Genomic DNA, 19,778 nt, shown 5'->3' with positions numbered 1-19,778 from the left:
GCGGGCCGCTCCCCGAGGGGAAACGGCGCGCCGGAACGACTGCGGGCCGCTCCCCGAGGGGAAACGGCCCGCTTTCGTCGAACTGGCTCAGTGCACGGTGACCGTCGGGCCGGTGACCAGCCCGCGCAGTTCCTCGGGCAGCTCGGCGCCCATCTCGTCGGCGATGCGCAGCGCCTCTTCGATCAGCGTCTCCACGATCTGGCCCTCGGGCACGGTCTTGACGACCTGTCCCTTGACGAAGATCTGGCCCTTGCCGTTGCCGGAGGCGACACCGAGGTCGGCCTCGCGGGCCTCGCCCGGACCGTTGACGACGCAGCCCATGACGGCGACCCGCAGCGGCACCGGCAGCCCTTCGAGGCCGGCGGTGACCTCCTCGGCGAGCTTGTAGACGTCCACCTGGGCACGGCCGCAGGACGGGCAGGAGACGATCTCCAGGCCGCGCTCGCGCAGGCCGAGGGACTCCAGGATCTGGTTACCGACCTTGATCTCCTCGACCGGCGGGGCGGAGAGCGACACCCGGATGGTGTCGCCGATGCCCTCGGCCAGCAGGGCGCCGAAGGCGACCGCCGACTTGATGGTGCCCTGGAAGGCCGGCCCGGCCTCGGTGACGCCGAGGTGCAGCGGGTAGTCGCACTGCTCGGCGAGCTGCCGGTACGCCCGGATCATCACGACCGGGTCGTTGTGCTTCACCGAGATCTTGATGTCGCGGAAGCCGTGCTCCTCGAAGAGCGAGCACTCCCACAGCGCCGACTCGACGAGCGCCTCGGCGGTGGCCTTGCCGTACTTGGTGAGCAGCCGCTTGTCCAGCGAGCCCGCGTTGACGCCGATCCGGATCGGCACGCCGGCGTCCCCCGCCGCGCGCGCGATCTCCTTGACCTTGTCGTCGAACTGCCGGATGTTGCCCGGGTTGACCCGGACGGCCGCGCAGCCGGCGTCGATGGCGGCGAAGACGTACTTGGGCTGGAAGTGGATGTCGGCGATCACCGGGATCTGCGACTTCTTGGCGATCGCGGGCAGCGCCTCGACGTCGTCCTGCGACGGCACCGCCACCCGGACGATCTGGCAGCCGGACGCGGTCAGCTCGGCGATCTGCTGGAGCGTGGCGTTGATGTCGGAGGTGAGGGTCGTGGTCATCGACTGCACGGACACCGGCGCGCCGCCACCGACCGGCACCGAGCCGACCATGATCTGGCGGCTGGCCCGGCGGGGTGCGAGCGGCGGGGGCGGCACAGCGGGCATGCCGAGACTGATAGCGGTCACTTCAGCACTCACCTTGGGAAGAGCGTGATCGGGTTGACGACGTCCGCGGTGATGGTCAGCAGCGTGAACACGCCACCGATCAGGATCACCGCGTACGTGAAGGGCATCAGCTTGAGATAGTCCACCCGACCCGGGTCGGCCCGGCCGATCCGGGCGTAGAGCCAGGAGCGGGCCCGCTCGAACCAGGCGATGGCGATATGGCCGCCGTCCAGGGGAAGCAGCGGGAGCAGGTTGAACACGCCGATGAAGAAGTTCAGCGAGATGAAGAGCAGGACGAACATCAGCCAGGCACCGTGGGCGAACGCCTCGCCGCCGAGCCGGCTGGCCCCGACCACGCTGATCGGGGTGTCCACGTCACGTTCGCCGCCGGTGATGGCGGTCCACAGCGCGGGGACCTTCTGCGGCAGCCGCTGCAACGCCTCGACGGTGCCGACGGCCAGCCCGCGGGTGAAGTCGCCGGTGGCGCCGAACGCGGCGACCGGACCGTACGTGACGAGGTTCGGGGTGGTGATGGTGAGCCCGACGCCGAGCGCGGCGACCGGACCGACGGTGCCCTTCGGGTTGTCGAGCGGCGGACGCTCCGTCTGGGCCAGCACGGTGCTGGTCTCGGCGGGCTGGCCGTCGCGGACGTACCCGATCTTCACGGTCTCGCCCGGCTTCAGCGCGCGCAGGCCGGTGAGCATCTCACCGTAGTTGTTGACCGGCTTGCCGTTGAGTGAGGTGATCCGGTCGCCGTCGCGAAGCTGGGCCTGGGCCGCCGGGCTGGCCGGGTCACCCGGGGCGCAGGCGCGCTGGTCGATCTTCGGCATCACACAGTCGGAGAGCGCGATCACCGCCGGCTCCTGCCGGACCTGCGCGTCGTTCGTGGGGAACTTGGGATTGGGCAGGCCGAGGGTGACGGCCGCCAGCCAGATGGTGACGAGCGCCAGCGCGAAGTGGGTGATCGAGCCCGCGGACATGACGATCGTGCGTTTCCACACCGGGAACCGCCACATCGCGCGCGGCTCGTCGGCCGGGTCGACGTCGTCGTCGTTCGGCGTCATCCCGACGATCTTGCAGAAGCCACCGAGGGGGATGCCCTTGAGTCCGTACTCGGTCTCGCCACGCTGGAACGACCAGATGGTGGGGCCGAAACCGACGAAGTACTTCGTGACCTTCATCCCGAACGCCTTGGCGGTCAGCATGTGACCCGCCTCGTGCAGGCTGACCGAGATGAGAATGGCCAGGGCGAAGAGGACCACCCCGAGCAGGTTAGACATCAAGCTCCTTCCACCGAACCCGCGATGATCTCCTGCGCGTGCGCGCGCGCCCACGACTCGGCCGCGAGCACGTCCTCGACGGTACCTGGTTCGTCGAAGTCCGGAGCCTCCTCCAACACGCGTCCGAGGGTGTCGACGATGCCGAGGAACGGCAGCCGCCCGGCCACGAACGCCGCCACGCACTCCTCGTTCGCCGCGTTGTAGATCGCCGGTCGGCAGCGTCCGGCCTCCCCAGCGGCCTTGGCCAGGCCTACCGCCGGGAACGCCTCGTCGTCAAGCGGCGCGAACTCCCAGGTGTGCGATGCCGTCCAGTCGACGGCGGCGGCGGCCTCGGGCACCCGGTCCGGCCAGCCGATGCCGAGCGCGATCGGCAGTCGCATGTCCGGGGGGCTGGCCTGGGCGATCGTCGACCCGTCCACGAACTCGACCATCGAGTGGATCACCGACTGCGGGTGCACCATGACGGTGATGTCGGCGTAGGGCACGTCGAACAGCTCGTGCGCCTCGATCACCTCAAGCGCCTTGTTGACCATGGTGGCCGAGTTGATCGTGACGACCGGCCCCATGTTCCAGGTCGGGTGCGCGAGCGCCTGCTCCGGTGTGACCTGCGTCAACTCGTCGCGCCGCCGACCCCGGAACGGACCTCCGCTGGCCGTGACGATCAGCCGCCGCACCTCACCGCGCGACCCGGACCGCAGACACTGCGCGAGCGCCGAGTGCTCCGAGTCGACCGGCACGATCTGCCCCGGCCGCGTCACCGCGGCCTTGACCAGCGGGCCGCCGGCCACGAGCGACTCCTTGTTGGCCAACGCGAGAGTACGACCACCGCGCAGAGCGGCCAGCGTAGGAGCGAGGCCCAGCGAGCCGACCACCCCGTTCAGCACGACGTCGCAGGGCCACTGCGCCAGCTCGGTCATGGCGTCCGGCCCGGCCACGATCTTGGGAAGCTTGAAGTCGCCGGTGGCCCAGCCGCGCCGGCTCGCCTCGGCGTAGAACGCGAGTTGCAGGTCCTGCGCGGCGGACGCCTTGGCCACCCCGACCGCCTCGACGCCCAGCTCCAGGGCCTGCGCGGCGAGCAACTCGACGTTGCCGCCACCCGCCCCGATCGCCACCACCCGGAACCGGTCCGGGTTGCGCCGGACGATGTCGATGGCCTGTGTGCCGATCGAACCGGTGGACCCGAGCAGAACAAGATCGCGGGGGGAAGTCACCGGGCCATTCTCCCCCACCGCCGCTGTGTGCCCGCTGGGAGCCTCAGCCCACCCCGCCCGCCGCCGCCGGCCTTGATCCACACGAGTTCACCGATCTCGGGGTATCCGCAGCTCCCGGACACCCCCACATCACCGAACCCGAGTCGATCACGGACGTGCGGGCCTCACTCCGCCTCGGCCGACTCGTCGGGTGCCGCCTCCTCGCCGAGCAGGTCGGCCGGGTCGATCGAGAACTCGAACGGCTCCCGCATGACGAAACGCGTCCCGGCCGCAGCGGCGGCCACCGGCCGGTACTCCCCCTCGGTCAGCTCGTACAGCGCGATGGTCGGCACCCGATTGCGCAGGTCGACCCGGAGGAAGAACGGCACGCCGACGGCGGCGTACTCACGCGGCCGGTCGATGATGTCCTTCCGCCGGTTTCCGGGAGAGACGATCTCCCCGAGGAGCACGGCGTGGTGAATGTCCATCGCCGTCTGTCCGCCGCCGGAGAGCCGCAAAATGGCGACGTCTGGAATGAAGAGGTCGTCGCCCGAGATTACGTTCACCTCGTGATACGGCCACATCCCCACCCTGTGGGCGGCCTGCTTCAACAGGTAGCCGAGTTCCCGTTGAACCGTTCGCCGATCGAGGCATCCAGACGGCGTGACGACGACGCATCCGTCCAGCACCTCGACCCGTGGGCCGTTGTTCTCCGGCAGGAGGTCGAGCGCCATCCTGGCCGTCCAGCCCTCATTGAACCAGCCCAACACGTCGAACGACTCCGCAGGCATGTCGCAAGACTGCCCAGCGCTCGACGTAAAGCGACGCACCGTAGGTCCGGCGCGAACGCTGGCTGGGCCTATCTGGGCTCACCCTCAGCGGACATTCTGCTCAGCTCAGCCTAGCCACCGCCGCCCACGATGTACGTCATCGCACACCCCGCCCGACACGCGATTGGCGGACGGTCAGCCGCACTGGTCCTGATCCATTGGGCGGGCAGGCACCACGCCGTCGCCGTAGTTGGTGGCGAGGGCCGCGGCCCACACGTCCGGGACGGTGCGGCCGTGGAAGGCCAGCGGGAGGTATGACTGCAACGCGCCGCCCGCGTCCAGCATGGGGCCGAACCGCTCCTGCCATTCGGCGCGTACCGCCGAGGTGGGGAACCCCCGGAAGACCGCTACTTCGGGATCCCGCTCACCCCAGCAGCCCCATCTGCGGGACGGTCCGGTCACCGCGATGACGTTCGCCGAGATCGCGATCGAACCGAAGATGTCGCTGGCGGCCTCGTGGCCGATCAGCGCCCAGTAGTCGTCCTCGCTGGCCTCGACGGACAACGACAGGGCCGGGTACGACCGATACCTCGACAGGTAGTTCGTATCGCAGTCCGGCTCAAGGACCAGCAACTCGACCTGCTCGTCGCCATGCCAGCGGGCCATCGCACAGAGCGCCGGCCACATCTCCGGGTCGAGGACAGCGTCGAACTCACAGAACAGCGATTCCCCCTCGATCTCCCGGAAGACCTGGGCAGGCAATCTGACTGATAGATCGAAGGCCGCTGCACAGCGGGAGTGAACGTTCAGGTAGGTGTGGTGATCGGTCACGACGGGCCCCTTCCCGGAGATCCCCAGCATGCTGCCCTACCGCAGCCGAGAAGCGCGAAGATCAACACCACATCGCCGACCTGGCGGTATCCCCGCTCCCCAACACCCCCACATCGCCGAAACCGTGTCGATCAAGGGCGGCGCCGCCGACTCGTCGTGGTCGGGTGCCGTACGACGGCCAGCCAGACCGCTGCGCCGATGCAGGAGACGGCCAGCAGGGACAGCAGCACCAGGGCCGGGTTGACCCAGGCGGGCACCAGGTCGTGGGTGGCATTGCATCGATCGTGCAGGGGGAACCATCGCGACGACTCACGCCAGTGCACGGCGCGGTAGGCACTGTCGTAGCTGACGCCGGCCTGTCGGCAGGACTCCTCCGAGCTCATGGAGGAACCCGCGAACGCCCCGACGAACCAGGTGACGGCGGCGGCAGCGATCGACAGCCCGGCCGTCGTGCCGAACCAGCCCGGAGTCCTCCACCTGCCGGTGAGCAGAGGTCCGCCCCACAGCCAGAGCACGAACAGAGCGGGTACGGCGAGGCAGAGCCCGGCCGCGACGACACCCATCGTGATTCTCAGCCTCCCGCGAGCGAGCCGGCCGTGATCATTGCACGGTCTGTTGCCCCGCCGTGAACTGGACGAACGCGGCCCAAGCCGAGGGTGTGAAGGTCAGCGTCGGTCCCTGCCGGTCCTTGCTGTCGCGTACGCCGACCGCCTCGGCGAAGCCGGCCACCTCGACGCAGTTGCCCTCGCCGCCGGATCGGGTCGACGTGCGCCAGACTCCGTCACGCACCATCGGTCATCTCCTTCGCTATGGCCGCGATCAGCTCGCGGGACTCGTCGGCGCTGAGCGCCCGCTCGCCGAGGGAGCGCCAGGCGTCCTCGTAGATCTCGATCTCGTGGGTCTTGTCAAGGTAGACCGCGCCGCACGGCCCGTCCATGTAGATCGTGGTCGGCTCCGGCTCGCGCACGTCGGACGGGAAGTCGAGCATGGTGAAGGTGCCGGCCTGCGCCCAGCGGACCAGGCCGGCGTCGAGCGGCAGCACCCGGACGGCGATGTTGTGTTGCCGCGACGACACCACAAGAGAATCCAACTGCCGGGCCATCGCCGCCCGGTCCCGCAGCGGACGGCGCAGCACCGCCTCGCCCAGGATCACGTCGAGGCGCGGAGCGCGCGGTATCGCCCGGGCCAGCAACCGTTGCCGGCGCAGCCGCACGTCCACCTTCGCCCGACGATCCGCCTCGGTCATCTGCGGGTGGTCGGTGGCGATCACCTCGGTCATGTACTCGACCGTCTGCAACAGCCCGGGAACGAGGTTCACCTCGTAGTGGCGAATGCGGGTGGCGGCGGCTTCCAGGCCGACGTAGAGCTTGAACCAGTCCTTGATCGCCTCGCCGTAGCTGTGCCACCAACCGTGCGCCTTGGTCTCCCGAGCAAGCGCCCGCATCGTCTCGATCGTCTCGGGGGACGCGCCGTAGACGCGGCACATGGCCGCCACGTCGTTCGGGTGCATGGAGACCTGGCCGGTCTCGTACCGCCAGATCCGGGGTGCCGACCATTCCAATTCCTTGGCCGCCGCGGTAACCGTCACGTACGCGTCTTCGCGAAGCTCTCTCAGATATCTGCCGAGCTGCCTGCGTGGAACCGTGCTGCCGGAGTCGTCCACGTCATCTCCCTGGCTGTCGTCGCGTAAGACGCCTCGTCCCTTGGTCCGGATTCTGCTCCGAAAGATTGTGCTGGGCCATCAGTGGAATGACCCTCATTGATGACGGCGACCGCGAAAATCCCACCGGAGGACGGCCATGGAAGCGACCGACGATCTGCCATTGCCGCCCTACGTGACGAAAGAGGACGTCGTGTTCGCACTGCGGGCGATCAGCGTGCACGCCCCCGTGCAGCGACCGGACGGCGAGCGCTGCCGCAGGGACGACGCTCGGCACCCGTGTCGGCTGCACCGCTGGGGCCGTCGCGTCCTGCACCAGCGCGGGCTGACCGACGGGCAGATCCAGACGCTGGTGGACGGCGGAACGGTGGTCCTGCCATGAGCGTCCCAACCGAGCCCCGCTGGATCATCCACCTGCCGACCACGCTGACCAGCCTCGACGAGGTCACCGCCCTGGCCGTGGCACTGCGCGACTCGCTCGGTCACCTCGCCGTCATCGACTTCGGCGAGACGACGCTCAGCGAGGAGGACGCGCAGTTTCTGCGTACCCGAGTGTTCTGCGACGCCCGACTCGGCGACGCCGGCAGGTGCCGGCGGTCCGACGCCCACGACGGCCTCTGCGCGGCGACGATCGACTCGGGTTCGTGGAAATCGGGGTGTCCGCAGTCCGCGGACACCCCGATTTCGGCGAAAACGTGTTGATCAAGCGCGGAACTGGCGGGTCAGCCGCCGTTGATGACGAACTGCGAGCCCGGCTGGATGACGATGTTGCCGTCGGCCGAGTTGGTGATGGTCACGTTCGTCAGATTGGCGTTACCGCGCGCGCCGCTCATCGCGAGGATGCCGGCACCGTTGTTCGACCTGTCGATCCGTACGTTGGTGATGGCGACGTTCGGCATGTTGCCGCCGCCGTTCTTGAACTGGATGCCGTCGAACGTGGAATCGACGATGTCGGTGTCCCGGATGGTGACGCCGGTGATGTCCCGGGTGGAGGGGAAGAGCGTGATGGCGCCGAACTCCTGGTCCTCGTTCCAGAACGCGCCGCCGGTGCGGTAGAGCCCGTTGTTGGCGATCAACGTCGTGCCGGAGAACGGCAGCGGGTCGTGGTCGGTCGCCAGCATGATGCCCGGGTAGTTGGCGGTGTCGTAGATCAGGTTGTTCTCGATCGAGTTGTCGTAGCCGCCGTAGATGGCGATGCCGTTCGCCCGCCACGGCAACTGGACGGTGTTGTTGACGAAGTGGTTGTCGTGCGCGATGTCGACGCTGCGGTCCTTGACGTACGGGTTGGCCCAGACGGCGAGGGCGTCGTCGCCGGTGGTCCGGAAGGACGAGTTGAACACCCGCGAGTTGCGCGTGCCGTTGCTGAAGTTGATGCCGTCGGCGTACGTGTCGCGGATCCGCATGCCGCTGAACTCCAGCCCGTCGGCCGGACCCCACAGGTCGGGGATGTTGTCGTAGTCGCGGCCCACCCAGACGCCGACGTTCGCGTGCTCGATCCAGACATTGCTGATCTTGGTGCCGGTGCCGAACCGGCCGTTCAGACCGACGCCGCCCTCACCGTTGCCGTCACCGCCCCGGATCCGGCCGGAGCCGAAGATGGCGATGTCGGAGATCTGGGTGTTCTTGTCGATGTCGAAGCCGAAGTTGCCCTCGTGCGGGTGGTTGATGCCGCCCACCACGTTCTGCGGCTCGGTCAGCGTGTAGAGCTGCGAGTGCCACATGCCGGCGCCCCGGATGGTGACGTTGCTGATGCCGACCTGGTTGTACATGCCCCGGTTCAGCGGGTCGTCGGTCAGGATCTTCTGCTCCTGCCGCCACTGCCCGGCCGGGATCCAGACGCAGCTGATGACGCCGTTCTGGTCGTCGGTCACCGCCCGCTGGATGGCGGCGGTGTCGTCGAGCCCGTCGTTCGGGACCGCGCCGTACTGGGTGATCGAGGTGCAACCGGACGGTTGGCTCAGCGGCGGGGCCACCTGCTCCAGGTCGATCATGTCGATGACGTAGAACGAGGCGGTGTCGCCCGAGTCGCGCTGCAACTTGAAGCGGGTGCCCGCCGGGTACGACTGCGACAGCAGCGCGTTCGACTCGTCGAAGAGTCGTCGGGCGTCGGCCTGCGGGGTGTTGGTCAGCGCCTCCGGCCCGTCGGTGTTGCCGTAGAGCCAGCTGTGCTTCGACGACAGGGTCAGCTTGCGGGAGAAGACGTCGTTGACGTAGAGGCTGATGGTCGCCTCGATGCCGCCGCCACCGGGGGCGTCCGGGATGGAGTTGCGCACCACGATGGCGTTGGCCTGGTTGGCCGAGGTGAACTCGACGAACTGGCCGGTGCCGGTCAGGCGTACCGACTTGCGGCCCGAGGACTCGCTGGCGAAGTTGGTGTGCCCGAAGGTCCGTAACGGGTCGGCCTCCAGCAGCGTGCCCGAGTAACGGCCGGCCTCCGCCTCGTACGAGACGTACGGCACCGCCGCGCCGCGTCCCACCACGATGGACTGGCTGAAGGTGTTGTTGCTCTCGTTGGTCTCGGCGACCACGTTTGTGGCGTCGGCGGTTGCGGTGATGGTCGCGCCGCCGCTGGTGGCGGTCCAGCTACCGCTGACGGCCACGGTGGCCGTCGCGCCGGCGGCGATCGAGGCGGTGTTCGTGTTGAGCGTGGTGCCACCCACCACCAGTCGGGTGACGGTGGTCGCGCCGGTCGCGGTGGTGCCCCGGTTGCGGACCGCCACGGTGAAGGTGACGGACGCCCCGACGGCCGGGTTCGGCGGGTTCGAGGCGATGCTGAGCACCTGGAGGTCGGGTCCCGGCGCCTGCGCCACCACCAGCGGCGACGCCGCCGTGAGGCTGTTGTTGCCGTTGTTCTGCTCGACGACCGTGTTGGTCGGGTCGACCACCGCCGACACGGCGTAGCTGCCCATCGGTCGCGTACCGGCGTTGAACGACACGGTCGTCGAGGCACCGGCGGCGAGCGCGCCCACCGTGGCGCTGCCGACGAGCGCCCCGGCCAGGCTGAAGTTCACCGTCGTGGCCGCCGCGGCGGCGGTGCCGATGTTCTGCACGACGGCCGAGAGCGTGATCGCGGAGACCTCGCTGGGCGACGCCGGCGACCAGGACAGCGAGCTGACGACCAGGTCCGGGTTGGGGGCCGGCGTGCCGCAGACCTCCAGCTCGGCCACCTGGCCGGACGGAGCGCCGGTGTTGCCGGTGAACCGCAACTGCACGTCCGCCGTGGTCGCGCTGACCGGAATGGTCACCGTGTTGACGCCCTGGACGAACTGGTAGGCCGCCGCCGACACCAGGCTGGTGTACGACGACGACGCCTGGTCGCGGCCGAGGACCTGGATCGTCTGGGTACGGGTGCCCCACGACGAGTCGGGGTTGAGCTTGACGGTGACGCCGGAGATCGAGTGGTTCGCGCCGAGCGCCACGGTGAGGTTCTGTGGGTAGCTGGCCGCGCCCTCCCAGTAGGTGCCGAGCTGCCCGTCGTTCGCCTTGTCGGGGGTGAAGGTGAAGGTCGAGCCGCTCGCCGTCATGCTCTTGCCCTGCGCCACGTTCGTGCAGGCCGGGGGGTTGCTGCCGGTCCGGGTGACGGTGTTGCTGTTGCCGGACAGGTTGCCGGCGCCGTCGCGGGCGCGGACGTAGTACGACACCGTCGCCGTGGTCGGCTGGCTGTCCTGGTACGTGAGGACGGTGCCCAGCGTCGCGATCAGGCTGCCGCCCCGGTAGACGTTGTAGCCGGCCAGGCCACTGCCACCGGTGTCGGTGGAGGCGCCCCAGGTGAGCGTGATCGTGCTGCCCGACGTGCTCTGCGACAGCGTCCCCGGCACGCTCGGCGCGGTGGTGTCACCGCTGCCGGTGCGGGTCACCGTGTTGCTGTTGCCGGAGACGTTGCCAGCGGCGTCGCGCGCCCGGACGTAGTACGACACGGTCGCCGTGGTGGGCTGCGTGTCGTTGAACGTGGTCACGGTCCCGACGGACTGGAGGAACGCGCCGTTGCGGTAGACGTCGTAGCCGGCGACACCGCTACCGCCGGAGTTGTCGGTGGACGCGACCCAGGCGAGGCTGATGGTGGTGCCCGACTGGGTGTACGAGAGGTTGCCGGGCGCGCTCGGCGCGGTGGTGTCGGGGGTGGTGCCGCCGCTGCCGTACACCTCCAGCTCGGAGAGCTGCCCGGCCGGCCAGCCGCTGTTGGCGGTGATGGTGATCCGGACGTAGCGGGTGGCGGTGGCGTTGAAGTTGATCGTGGCGGTGCTGCCGCTCGCCGGGTTGAAGGTGTACGTCTGCGACCCGGCCAGGTCGGTGAACGACGAACCGTCGGCGCTGCCCCGCACGCTCAACGTCTGCGTACGGGTGCCCCAGCCCGAGGTCGGCAGCTTCAGCACGACCTGGTTGACCGACTGTGACGAGCCGAGGTCGACCTGCACCCACTGCGGGAACGCGTTGTTGACGCTCTCCCAGTAGCTGCCCGCGTTGCCGTCGACGACCTTCGACGAGTCGTAGACGTCGGCGTGCCCGCTCTCCTGGGTGGGACGACCCTGGGCGAGGTTGGTGGCCGCCGCGGCGACGGCGCTGCTGGCGGCGGCCGGTTGGTCGGCGGGGCGGGCGGCGGAGGCCGGAGTGGCGAGGGCCGGGTTCGCGAGGGTCGTCGCGATCAGCGTGGTCGCGACTGTCGCCGCCACCATCCTGAACAGTGTCGCTCGTCGTCTCATGACTGTCCTGTCGTCGGGGGACGGTTGCCGCGGGCGGGGGTGACCACGGTGGGGTGGGTGGCGGTGCGTCGCCGACCGGTGAGGCGGGCCGGCGTTCGAGGGGTACGACCATCAACGGGCCTCCCCAGGAGGCCCGTTGAATCTTCCGCGAGCATGCACAGAATCGTGCACGCGTTTGTCTAGTTCTTGCGTAACTTTGACCAAAGGTTACTGACGTGCTACGAGAGCGTCAATACTTCGACCACCGTGACTATTGACGGAGTTGCCCGCTGTTGGCGCACCTCGATCCGCGCACAAATCGGGGAAGGCGCCACCCCTGACGAATGGAGGCGAGACCTTCCCCGAAGCTGTACGGATCTTGCGTCAGGTGATTCCGGAACGATCAGGCCGCTGGGGCCGCCAGGACGAAGGTCTCCAGCACCTCACCGCCGTACCAGTCGGTGCGTTGGCCCACGTGCGCCATGCCGAGTCGTCGGCAAACCGCCATCGACGGCTCGTTGCCCGGCGATACGACCGCGTAGATCTCCGGGGTTCCGGTGGCGAACTCCCGGACGATCAGCGCACGCGCCGCCTCGGTGGCGTAGCCGTGACCCCACGAATCGGGGTGCAGGTGCCAGCCCACCTCGATGTCGTCGGTGAGCTGACTCTCGTCGCGCCCCGGCAGCGGCTTGAGCAGCGCCGTACCCGCCACGACTCCGGTCTCGCGTACCTCGATCGCCCAGGTGCCGTACCGGCCGGCGTCGGCGGCGTGCCGGTCCCGCCACATCCGCAGCCGTTCGGCGGCCTGACCCGGCTCGGTCATCGGCAGACCCGGTGACACGCCCAACCAGCGCGTGATCTCCGGGCGCCGGTAGATGTCGTAGATCCGGGCCAGGTCCGCCGCTTCGTCGGTCCAATCGCGCAGGATGAGGCGTTCGGTGGTGACAACAGTCATGACCGGCGATCTTAAGGAGTGACCGCCCCGACGACCGGGAAGGAGAACCCGATGGGCAGCGGATGGCAGCGCGCGAAACGGATCACCAGTGCCGCGTTCCGTCCGCTGCGCGGACGCGACCTGTCGCTGCACGCCGCGGCGATCACCTTCTACGGGGCGATCGCGGTGGTCCCGGTGGCGCTGCTGGCCCTCTGGCTCACCTCGCTGATCGCGGGCGCCGATCGGGTACGCCGGCTGACGTCGTACGCCGTGGAGGCCCTGCCGACGGCGATCGGGGCGCCCCGGGCGGTGGCCGCGCTGGTCGACGCCGGGGTGCAGTTGACCCCACTGCTGGCCCTCGCCTCACTGCTGCCCGCGTCGCTGTACGGCGAAGGGCTGCGCCGGGCGTTCGTGTCGGTGGCGGCGCCGCGCACCGACGAGCACCTGGTGGGGTGGCGGGGCCGGCTGCTGTTGCTGCCGCTGCTCGCCCCGGCGCCCGCGCTGCTGCTGTCGATCCTGCTGGCGTTGCCGCTCACCACCCGCCTGGTCCGCCAGGGCGGCTGGGTCGGCGCGCTGGGCATCGTGCTGTCCTTCCTGGCGGTCTGGCTGGTGCTCACACCGGTGCTGGTGTGGGTGTTCCGGGTGGTGGGGCCGGCGTCGCCGGACTGGCTCTCCACCCTCGCGATCGGTTCGTTCACGGCGGCCAACCTCTCCGGGTTCCTGCACGGCTTCGTGCTGTTCGCGTCCCTGCCGCTGGACCTCGGCGTGCCGTTCGGCGGCTTCGACCCGATCGGCGCGGGCGTCGCCGTGCTCCTGTGGCTGTACGTGTTCCACGTGATCGTCCTGGCCGGGTACTCCGCGACCCTGGCACTCTCGCGGTGGCGTGCCCAGCGGCCGAGCTGATCACGCGCTGGCGAGCGCTTCGGTGGGGGTGAGACGGGCGGCGCGGATCGACGGGTAGACGCCCGCCGCCATCCCGACCAGCATCGCGCCGACGATGCCGCCGGCCACCGAGGTCACCGGGATCGTCGGCGGCCAGCCCTGGTAACTGGCGTACCCGACGGTCGCGAGCACGCCGAGCACCGCTCCGGCGGCCCCGCCGAGCACGGACAGCAGCACCGACTCGGTGAGGAACTGCACCCGGATCTGGCCCCGGTTCGCGCCGAGCGCCCGGCGCAGGCCGATCTCCCGGCGGCGCTCCAGCACCGAGATGACCATGGTGTTGGCCACCCCGATCCCGCCGACCAGCAGCGCCACGGCGGCCAGCCCGAGGAACAGCGCGGAGAACGTGTTCTCGGTGGCCCGCTTGGCGGCGAGCGCGTCCGAGGGGCGGCTGACCTGGATCAACCCGGGCAACTGCGGGTCGAGGGTGGCCGGCAGGACGGCACGCACGTCCTCCAGCGCGGCCTCGCGGGCCCGCACGTACACGACGGTGGGATGCCCGTCGAAGCCGAGCAGGTTCCGGGCCGCGTCCCAGCCGACCAGCACCGACCGGTCCAGGTCGGGGGCGATGGGCAGCGGATCGAGTACGCCGATCACGGTGAACCACCGTTCGCCGACGAGCACCTCGGGTGGCCGGGCCGGATCGACGGTGGCGAACCCGAGCCGGCTCGCGGCCACGTAGCCGAGGACGGCGGTCGGCAGCCGGGCCGTGCCGTCGTCCAGGAACCGGCCGACGCGGACCCGTCCGTTGACGGTGTCCAGCAGATCCGGGCGCGCGGCGAGGGTCGTGAGTCCGGCTGTGTCGTAGCGGTCCACCAGGTCGTTGCGGCGGACCGCGACGTGGGTGTTCGCGACCGCGCTCACCGACTCGACCGGCCCGATCCGGTCCACCATCGCCACCGACTCCGCCGGCAGCAGCACGGGCGGGTCCTGGTCCGGCACGGGTTCGGCGCGCAGCAGGTTGGTGCCGAGAGCGGAGAGCTGGTCCATCAGGTCGCGTTGGCTGGACGCCGGGATGCCGACCACGACGATCATCGTGGCGATGCCGATGGAGATGCCCAGGGCGGACAGCGCCGCCCGCATCCGCCGGCTGGTCAGCCCGAGCAGACCGAGCCGGAGTACGTCGGCCGGGGCGAGCCGGGGCGGTCGGCCGCCGGGTGCCGCTGTCGGTGTGGTCATCGGTGGGTCCTGTCGAGGGTGTCGGAGACGATCCGCCCGTCGCGGATGTCCACCTGCCGAGGGGTACGGGCGGCGAGGTCCCGATCGTGGGTGATCATGGCGATGGTGGTGCCCTCGGCGTGCAGGCTCAGCAGCAGCGCCAGGACCGCCTCGCCGTTGGCGGTGTCCAGGGCGCCGGTCGGCTCGTCGGCCAGGACCAGCGCCGGGTCGTTGACCAGCGCCCGCGCGATGGCGACCCGCTGGCGTTCCCCGCCGGAGAGCTGGTGCGGCAGGTGGTCGACGCGGTGCGCCAGGCCGACCCGGGCCAGCGCGTCGATGGCCGTACGGCGACGGCGACGGCGGGGTACGCCGGCATAGAGCAGCCCGGTGGCGACGTTCTCGGCCGCGTCGAGCCCTCCGACGAGGTGGAACTGCTGGAACACGAAGCCGAGCCACCGTCCCCGCAGCGCGGAGAGCCGCCGGTCGGACAGGTCGGTCACCTCCTGCCCGGCGACGCGTACCCGGCCGCTGGTCGGCAGGTCGAGCGTGCCCATGATGTTCAGCAGGGTCGACTTGCCGGACCCGGACGGTCCGACGATGGCGAGGAGTTCTCCCGCGCGTACGGTCAGCGAGACGTCGTCCAGGGCGGTGACGCCGCCCGAGTACGTCCGGCTCACCCCGTCGAGTTGCAGGACCGGTTCGGTGTACGCCGGGATCACCTCGGTCGGCGCGTCCCGGCCCGGGAAGGGGATGACCGTGCTCACGCGGCGGTCACCACCGTGAGTCCCTCGGTGACACCGTCCCCGCTGACCTCGACGAGCCCCCGGGAGAACATCCCGGTCTCCACGGCCACCAGCCCGCCGTCGGGCAGTTGGAGGGCGTGCCCGCCCTCGCGGAGTGCCACCAGCGCGCCGACCGGTACGGCCAGCACGTTCCGGCGGGCGCTCGTGGTGAACGTGACCTGGACCGACGCCGCGTCCAGCTTCGCCACGTCGGCCGCCTTCGCGGGCGTGACGAGGACGTCCACCTTGGGTGGGCCGGTCTGACCGGTCCCCGCGTCCGGGCCTCCGCCCTGCACGGTGTGGGAGATCGAGGCGACCCGACCGGGCACCTCGGTCGTGTCGGGCAGAGTGATCGCGACCGCCGCACCCACCCGGATGCTGCCGACCTCGGTCGCCTCGACCGCGACGGTCACCAGCTTGACCTTCTCGGTGACGGCGACCAACTCGCCGCCGACGGGGTCACCCGGCAGGGCCTTCACCGCGCTCACCCGGACCGGCCCCGGCAGTACGACCGCCTGCCCGACCTCGATCCGGCCGGTGGGTTCCACGTCGAGTGCCTGCTGCCACTTCTTGATCGCCGCCACCAGCGTGTCGGTGAGCAGTGCCCGACCCGGGCCGATCCTCGTGCCGTCCTTCGCGCGCGCCGGCTGCGTGCCGGTGGCGTACCCGAGCGCCTTCAGGTTGTCCCGCACGATCAGCACGTCGCTGCCCACCAGGCCGGGCTTGTCGAGGGTACGAAAGAGCGGGGTGCCGCCGAACAGCACCGGCACCGGCCGGTCGTCGACCCAGTACAGGGGCTTGCCACGGGCCACCGTGTCACCGACCTTCGGCAGGCGGGTGACGACGCCCTCGCCGGCGCCCTTGACCACCCGCTCCGGGCCGAAGCCGAGCGTTCCGTCGAGAGAGCGGCTGTCCGACAGGTCGGTGCGGGTCACCGTGGCCGTCGTCACCGGCGGCGGTGCGCTCGCCGTACCGTCGTCGTGCCGCCGCAGGGTCAGCGCCGTGACGCCCGCGCCGACGGCGACCACCACGGTCACCAGGGCCACGACGAGCGCGGTCCGCCGCTTCGGCCTACCGTCCACCGAAGGCCTCCATCGTGCACTCGCGCTCCACCTTCGAGAGCGCCGGTCCGTCGAAGCCGCCGGACGGGTCGGCGACCCCGTCGTCGTACGTCCAACCGGAGCCGTCCGGGAGCGAGTGGATCTTCATGCCGCGACCGCGTAGGCACTGCACGTAGTCGTTCCACTGGCTCTCGTAGTTCGGGTTCCTCTTCTCGTCCAGCTCCGGCGGCTGAAGCGGCAGCTTGTTGGCGCACGCCACGTACGCCGCCTTCGGCTCGCCACTCTGGTCGAGCGAGATACCCGGGCCGCTCCCGGTCGCACCGGCCGAGCGGCCCTTGTTCTCCTTCACGCCGTTGTCCCGCAGGCAGAGGTGGTACGCGTACCAGAGCCGGTTCTCCTCCTCGTCGGTCGTGTCCAGCCGCAACTGCGGCCGACCGATCGTGGCCGCGCCGGACGTGGCGGCGCTCGGCGTGGCGGACGCCGTGGCGAGGGAGGCGACGTCGGCGGCGGACTCGGCAGCGGGCTTCGCACCGCCGCAGCCGGCGAGGACCGTGGCGAACAGGGTGAGCGCGGCGAGCCCGGCTCGTCGTGGTGCGTTCGTCATGGCGGCAGCCTCACCAACAGTTGTCAGAGACCTGTCAGGAAGCGGTCCTCATCCGGTAGCCCCAGCTCACGGGCGTCGCCGAGGGCGGTTCCGGACGGCCCGCAACACGTACAGTCGCTGCCGTGACCGCGCGGGTGCTGATAGCCGAGGACGACGAGAAGCAGGCCGAGTTGGTCCGCCGCTACCTGGAGCGGGAGGGGCACACGGTCGTCGTCGTCGGCGACGGGCGGGCCGCCCTGGAGCACCTGCGCCAACGCCCGCCGGACCTGCTGATCCTCGACGTGATGATGCCGAAGGTCGACGGCCTGGACGTCTGCCGCATCCTGCGCCGGGAATCCGACCTGCCCGTGCTCATGCTGACCGCCCGCGCCACCGAGGACGACCTGCTGCTCGGCCTCGACCTGGGCGCCGACGACTACCTGACGAAGCCGTACAGCCCACGCGAGCTGGTGGCCCGGGTACGGACGCTGCTGCGCCGGAGCCAGCGGACGACGCACGCGGCCGACCCGGTGCTGCGGGTCGGCGACCTGCACGTCGACCCGATCCGCCACGAGGTACGCGTCGACGGACGACGCGTCGAGTGCACGCCGGGCGAGTTCCACCTGCTCCAGGCGATGGCCGCCCAGCCGGGACGGGCCTTCACCCGGGACCAGCTCCTCGGCCACCTGCACGGCTTCGACAGGTACATCACCGGCCGGACCGTCGACGTCCATGTCATGAACCTGCGCCGGAAGATCGAGCCGAACCCGCGCCGACCGGTCCGCCTGCTGACCGTCTACGGCGTGGGCTACAAGCTGGCGGAGGCGAGCCACCATGCGGCGTAAAGTGCCGCTGCACCGCAGCCTGCTGCTCCGGTTGCTCGCGCTGGCCGTCCTCATCGCCGTGGGCTCGATCGCCGCCACGGCCTGGCTGGCCGTCCGCACCACGACCGGGGCGATCCGGCAGGAACAGGGCCAGGCGCTCGCCGACGACGCCCGAATCTACGACACCCTGATCGGTTACGCGGCGACCCACCCGAGCTGGGACGGCGTCGACACCGCCCTGCGACCACTCGCCGAACAGGTGGGTCGACGCATCACACTGACCACCGAATCGGGTACGCCACTCGCCGACTCGGCGCCGCAGGCCGGCCCGCTGCCCACCAGGCCCTCCGCGACCATCGACGCGCTCGCCGTCGACACCGCCCTGACCCCGGGCTCCCCCGGGGTCGTCGACGCCGCGCGGATCGACCCCCGCGCCGCCGGCCCGTACCTGCTCCCGCCCGACGAGCGCCGCACGCTGCTCGACCGGGCGGACCAGGCCGTGCTGTGCCTGCGGGTACGGCCCAGGATCGCGGCCGTCGTGCGGGAGGAGCCCACCGGCCGCCCCCGGATCGAGACCCCCGGCGCCGACCTGAGCGACAACCCCGTCTGCGCCGGGCCACGGGCGGACCTGGCGACTCCGACGGCCACCGAGCGCAAGGGTCTGGCCCAGCTCAACGCGCTGGTGAACACCTGTCTGGCCCGTCGCAAACTGGCGCCCGTGAGCGTCGACCTGGACTGGACGTGGAAGACGCAGCCCGCCCCCACGCGGAGCAGCCGCGCGGACGTCACCGAGGCCGACCAGGACCACAGCCAGGCCGTCAACGCCTGTCTGGGCACCAGCCGCAGGGAACAACTTCTCCCGTACGTCGCCCCGGCGGCGACCCTGTTCGTCTCCGATCCGGGCGGTCGCCCCACCACGACCTTCGACCTGTCCCGCACCAACCAGGCCCGCATCGTGGCGGTCGCCGGTCTCGTACTGCTGGTGACCGTCGGTGTCACGGTGCTGGCCGGTGTCCGGCTGACCCGTCCGCTGCACGCGCTGACCGGCGCGGCCCAGCGGATGCGCGACGGCGACGGCGCGGCCCGTGTCCGCGTCACCGGCCGGGACGAGATCGCCCGGCTGGCCGAGGCGTTCAACGACATGTCCGAGCGGCGCGAACGCCTCGAACAACTCCGTCGCGCCATGGTCAGCGACATCGCCCACGAGCTACGCACCCCGGTCACCACCATCCGGGGCTGGTTGGAGGCCGCCGAGGACGGTGTCGCGCCGCTGGACCGGAGGTTGGTGTCGTCGCTGCTGGAGGAGGCGACGTTGCTGCAACACGTGATCGCCGACCTACAGGATCTCGCCGAGGCGGAGGCGGGCGCGCTACGGCTGCACCCCGAGACGGTCTACCTCGCCGACCTGCTGGGCCAGGTGGCCGAGGCGTACCGCGTGCAGGCCGACCTGGCCGGCGTGACGCTGTCGGTGCTCCTCGACGCCGACCCGCAGGTGTACGCCGACCCGGTGCGACTGCGGCAGGTCGTCGGCAACCTGGTCGGCAACGCGGTACGCCACACTCCGGCCGGCGGCCGCGTCACGATCAGCGCCGGGGCGGCCGGCGGAAAGGTGACCATCGCCGTCGCCGACACGGGCAGCGGCATCAGCGCCGAGCATCTGCCCCGGGTGTTCGACCGTTTCTGGCGGGCGGAGAAGTCCCGCAGCCGGCAGACCGGCGGCAGCGGCCTGGGCCTGGCCATAGTCCGCAAGTTGGTGGAAGCCCACCAAGGCACGGTCCAGGTCGAAAGCAAACCCACCAAGGGCTCGACCTTCACGGTCCACCTCCCCACCCACCCCAGGTGATC

General features: G+C 70.4%; 19 protein-coding genes. 5 read left to right on the top strand and 14 right to left on the bottom strand.

What is annotated here, in order from left to right; translation table 11 throughout:
• Positions 1-87: 87 nt before the first annotated feature.
• The 8 genes from ispG to ACQP0N_RS07435 form a co-directional block, all read right to left on the bottom strand.
• Positions 88-1,260 (bottom strand): flavodoxin-dependent (E)-4-hydroxy-3-methylbut-2-enyl-diphosphate synthase, encoded by a 1,173-nt coding sequence (gene ispG, locus ACQP0N_RS07470; protein WP_355051610.1) that lies wholly within the window; start codon positions 1,258-1,260, stop codon positions 88-90.
• An 8-nt stretch (positions 1,261-1,268) separates the two neighbouring features.
• Complete coding sequence (locus ACQP0N_RS07465; RefSeq protein WP_433118664.1) at positions 1,269-2,519, bottom strand: M50 family metallopeptidase; 1,251 nt, start codon at positions 2,517-2,519, stop codon at positions 1,269-1,271.
• Entirely contained in the window at positions 2,519-3,730 is a 1,212-nt protein-coding gene (gene dxr / locus ACQP0N_RS07460) for a 1-deoxy-D-xylulose-5-phosphate reductoisomerase (protein ID WP_433118662.1), read from the bottom strand. The genes ACQP0N_RS07465 and dxr overlap by 1 nt, the downstream gene beginning before the upstream one ends.
• A 164-nt stretch (positions 3,731-3,894) precedes the next feature.
• Positions 3,895-4,500: a Uma2 family endonuclease gene (locus ACQP0N_RS07455; protein ID WP_433118660.1), complete on the bottom strand. Its 606-nt coding sequence runs from the start codon at positions 4,498-4,500 to the stop codon at positions 3,895-3,897.
• Between the two features lie 174 nt (positions 4,501-4,674).
• Entirely contained in the window at positions 4,675-5,241 is a 567-nt protein-coding gene (locus ACQP0N_RS07450) for a hypothetical protein (RefSeq protein WP_433118658.1), read from the bottom strand.
• A 200-nt stretch (positions 5,242-5,441) separates the two neighbouring features.
• Entirely contained in the window at positions 5,442-5,873 is a 432-nt protein-coding gene (locus ACQP0N_RS07445; protein ID WP_433118656.1) for a hypothetical protein, read from the bottom strand.
• Between the two features lie 37 nt (positions 5,874-5,910).
• Complete coding sequence (locus tag ACQP0N_RS07440; protein WP_433118654.1) at positions 5,911-6,102, bottom strand: DUF397 domain-containing protein; 192 nt, start codon at positions 6,100-6,102, stop codon at positions 5,911-5,913.
• The gene (locus tag ACQP0N_RS07435; protein ID WP_433118652.1) at positions 6,092-6,973 is read right to left on the bottom strand and encodes a helix-turn-helix domain-containing protein; all 882 of its coding nucleotides are present in this window, start codon (positions 6,971-6,973) and stop codon (positions 6,092-6,094) included. The genes ACQP0N_RS07440 and ACQP0N_RS07435 overlap by 11 nt, the downstream gene beginning before the upstream one ends.
• Positions 6,974-7,109: 136 nt before the next feature.
• On the opposite strand from ACQP0N_RS07435, the gene ACQP0N_RS07430 reads away from it, so the two are divergent.
• Both ACQP0N_RS07430 and ACQP0N_RS07425 read left to right on the top strand, forming a co-directional pair.
• Positions 7,110-7,352: a hypothetical protein gene (locus tag ACQP0N_RS07430; protein WP_433118650.1), complete on the top strand. Its 243-nt coding sequence runs from the start codon at positions 7,110-7,112 to the stop codon at positions 7,350-7,352.
• On the top strand, positions 7,349-7,672 hold the full coding sequence (locus ACQP0N_RS07425; protein ID WP_433118648.1) for a hypothetical protein: 324 nt from the start codon (positions 7,349-7,351) through the stop codon (positions 7,670-7,672). Before ACQP0N_RS07430 ends, ACQP0N_RS07425 begins: the two co-directional genes overlap by 4 nt.
• Positions 7,673-7,692: 20 nt before the next feature.
• On the opposite strand, the gene ACQP0N_RS07420 is transcribed toward ACQP0N_RS07425, so the two are convergent.
• Together ACQP0N_RS07420 and ACQP0N_RS07415 are read right to left on the bottom strand one after the other, a co-directional pair.
• Positions 7,693-11,643, bottom strand: a complete 3,951-nt coding sequence (locus ACQP0N_RS07420) for a CARDB domain-containing protein (RefSeq protein WP_433118646.1) — start codon at positions 11,641-11,643, stop codon at positions 7,693-7,695.
• Positions 11,644-12,052: 409 nt separating this feature from the next.
• Positions 12,053-12,604 (bottom strand): GNAT family N-acetyltransferase, encoded by a 552-nt coding sequence (locus ACQP0N_RS07415; protein WP_433118644.1) that lies wholly within the window; start codon positions 12,602-12,604, stop codon positions 12,053-12,055.
• A gap of 51 nt (positions 12,605-12,655) precedes the next feature.
• Here ACQP0N_RS07415 and ACQP0N_RS07410 point away from each other — a divergent pair, with 51 nt between their 5' ends.
• On the top strand, positions 12,656-13,486 hold the full coding sequence (locus ACQP0N_RS07410) for a YhjD/YihY/BrkB family envelope integrity protein (protein ID WP_433118642.1): 831 nt from the start codon (positions 12,656-12,658) through the stop codon (positions 13,484-13,486).
• Here ACQP0N_RS07410 and ACQP0N_RS07405 read toward each other — a convergent pair whose 3' ends face one another.
• Genes ACQP0N_RS07405 through ACQP0N_RS07390 form a run of 4 tightly spaced genes read right to left on the bottom strand, consistent with a single transcriptional unit; the run spans position 13,487 to position 17,130 of the window.
• A complete protein-coding gene (locus ACQP0N_RS07405) occupies positions 13,487-14,704 on the bottom strand; it encodes an ABC transporter permease (RefSeq protein WP_433118640.1) in 1,218 nt (405 codons plus the stop codon).
• Positions 14,701-15,447, bottom strand: a complete 747-nt coding sequence (locus ACQP0N_RS07400; RefSeq protein ID WP_433118638.1) for an ABC transporter ATP-binding protein — start codon at positions 15,445-15,447, stop codon at positions 14,701-14,703. Before ACQP0N_RS07400 ends, ACQP0N_RS07405 begins: the two co-directional genes overlap by 4 nt.
• A complete protein-coding gene (locus tag ACQP0N_RS07395; RefSeq protein WP_433118637.1) occupies positions 15,444-16,547 on the bottom strand; it encodes an efflux RND transporter periplasmic adaptor subunit in 1,104 nt (367 codons plus the stop codon). Before ACQP0N_RS07395 ends, ACQP0N_RS07400 begins: the two co-directional genes overlap by 4 nt.
• Positions 16,537-17,130 carry a hypothetical protein gene (locus ACQP0N_RS07390; protein ID WP_433118636.1) on the bottom strand — a complete coding sequence of 198 codons (594 nt, stop codon included), beginning with the start codon at positions 17,128-17,130 and terminating at the stop codon, positions 16,537-16,539. The genes ACQP0N_RS07395 and ACQP0N_RS07390 overlap by 11 nt, the downstream gene beginning before the upstream one ends.
• Positions 17,131-17,252: 122 nt before the next feature.
• Between ACQP0N_RS07390 and ACQP0N_RS07385 the strand changes: the two genes are divergently transcribed.
• Positions 17,253-17,954: a response regulator transcription factor gene (locus ACQP0N_RS07385; protein WP_433118634.1), complete on the top strand. Its 702-nt coding sequence runs from the start codon at positions 17,253-17,255 to the stop codon at positions 17,952-17,954.
• Positions 17,944-19,776, top strand: coding sequence for a HAMP domain-containing sensor histidine kinase (locus ACQP0N_RS07380; RefSeq protein WP_433118632.1), 1,833 nt, complete (start codon positions 17,944-17,946; stop codon positions 19,774-19,776). The genes ACQP0N_RS07385 and ACQP0N_RS07380 overlap by 11 nt, the downstream gene beginning before the upstream one ends.
• Positions 19,777-19,778: the final 2 nt, after the last annotated feature.

The organism is Micromonospora sp. CA-246542, from assembly GCF_050942905.1.
Taxonomy (GTDB): domain Bacteria; phylum Actinomycetota; class Actinomycetes; order Mycobacteriales; family Micromonosporaceae; genus Micromonospora.
Note: the sequence above shows the minus strand (reverse complement) of the source record. Positions and strands in the feature narration are given on the sequence as shown.

Excerpts from the sequence above, each read along its gene's own strand:
- ACQP0N_RS07465 (WP_433118664.1), bottom strand. The coding sequence starts at position 2,519 with ATGTCTAACCTGCTCGGGGTGGTCCTCTTCGCCCTGGCCATTCTCATC.
- ACQP0N_RS07455 (WP_433118660.1), bottom strand. The coding sequence starts at position 4,500 with ATGCCTGCGGAGTCGTTCGACGTGTTGGGCTGGTTCAATGAGGGCTGG.
- ACQP0N_RS07445 (WP_433118656.1), bottom strand. The coding sequence starts at position 5,873 with ATGGGTGTCGTCGCGGCCGGGCTCTGCCTCGCCGTACCCGCTCTGTTC.
- ACQP0N_RS07440 (WP_433118654.1), bottom strand. The coding sequence starts at position 6,102 with ATGGTGCGTGACGGAGTCTGGCGCACGTCGACCCGATCCGGCGGCGAG.
- ACQP0N_RS07430 (WP_433118650.1), top strand. The coding sequence starts at position 7,110 with ATGGAAGCGACCGACGATCTGCCATTGCCGCCCTACGTGACGAAAGAG.
- ACQP0N_RS07425 (WP_433118648.1), top strand. The coding sequence starts at position 7,349 with ATGAGCGTCCCAACCGAGCCCCGCTGGATCATCCACCTGCCGACCACG.
- ACQP0N_RS07420 (WP_433118646.1), bottom strand. The coding sequence starts at position 11,643 with ATGGTGGCGGCGACAGTCGCGACCACGCTGATCGCGACGACCCTCGCG.
- ACQP0N_RS07415 (WP_433118644.1), bottom strand. The coding sequence starts at position 12,604 with ATGACTGTTGTCACCACCGAACGCCTCATCCTGCGCGATTGGACCGAC.
- ACQP0N_RS07410 (WP_433118642.1), top strand. The coding sequence starts at position 12,656 with ATGGGCAGCGGATGGCAGCGCGCGAAACGGATCACCAGTGCCGCGTTC.
- ACQP0N_RS07405 (WP_433118640.1), bottom strand. The coding sequence starts at position 14,704 with ATGACCACACCGACAGCGGCACCCGGCGGCCGACCGCCCCGGCTCGCC.
- ACQP0N_RS07390 (WP_433118636.1), bottom strand. The coding sequence starts at position 17,130 with ATGACGAACGCACCACGACGAGCCGGGCTCGCCGCGCTCACCCTGTTC.
- ACQP0N_RS07380 (WP_433118632.1), top strand. The coding sequence starts at position 17,944 with ATGCGGCGTAAAGTGCCGCTGCACCGCAGCCTGCTGCTCCGGTTGCTC.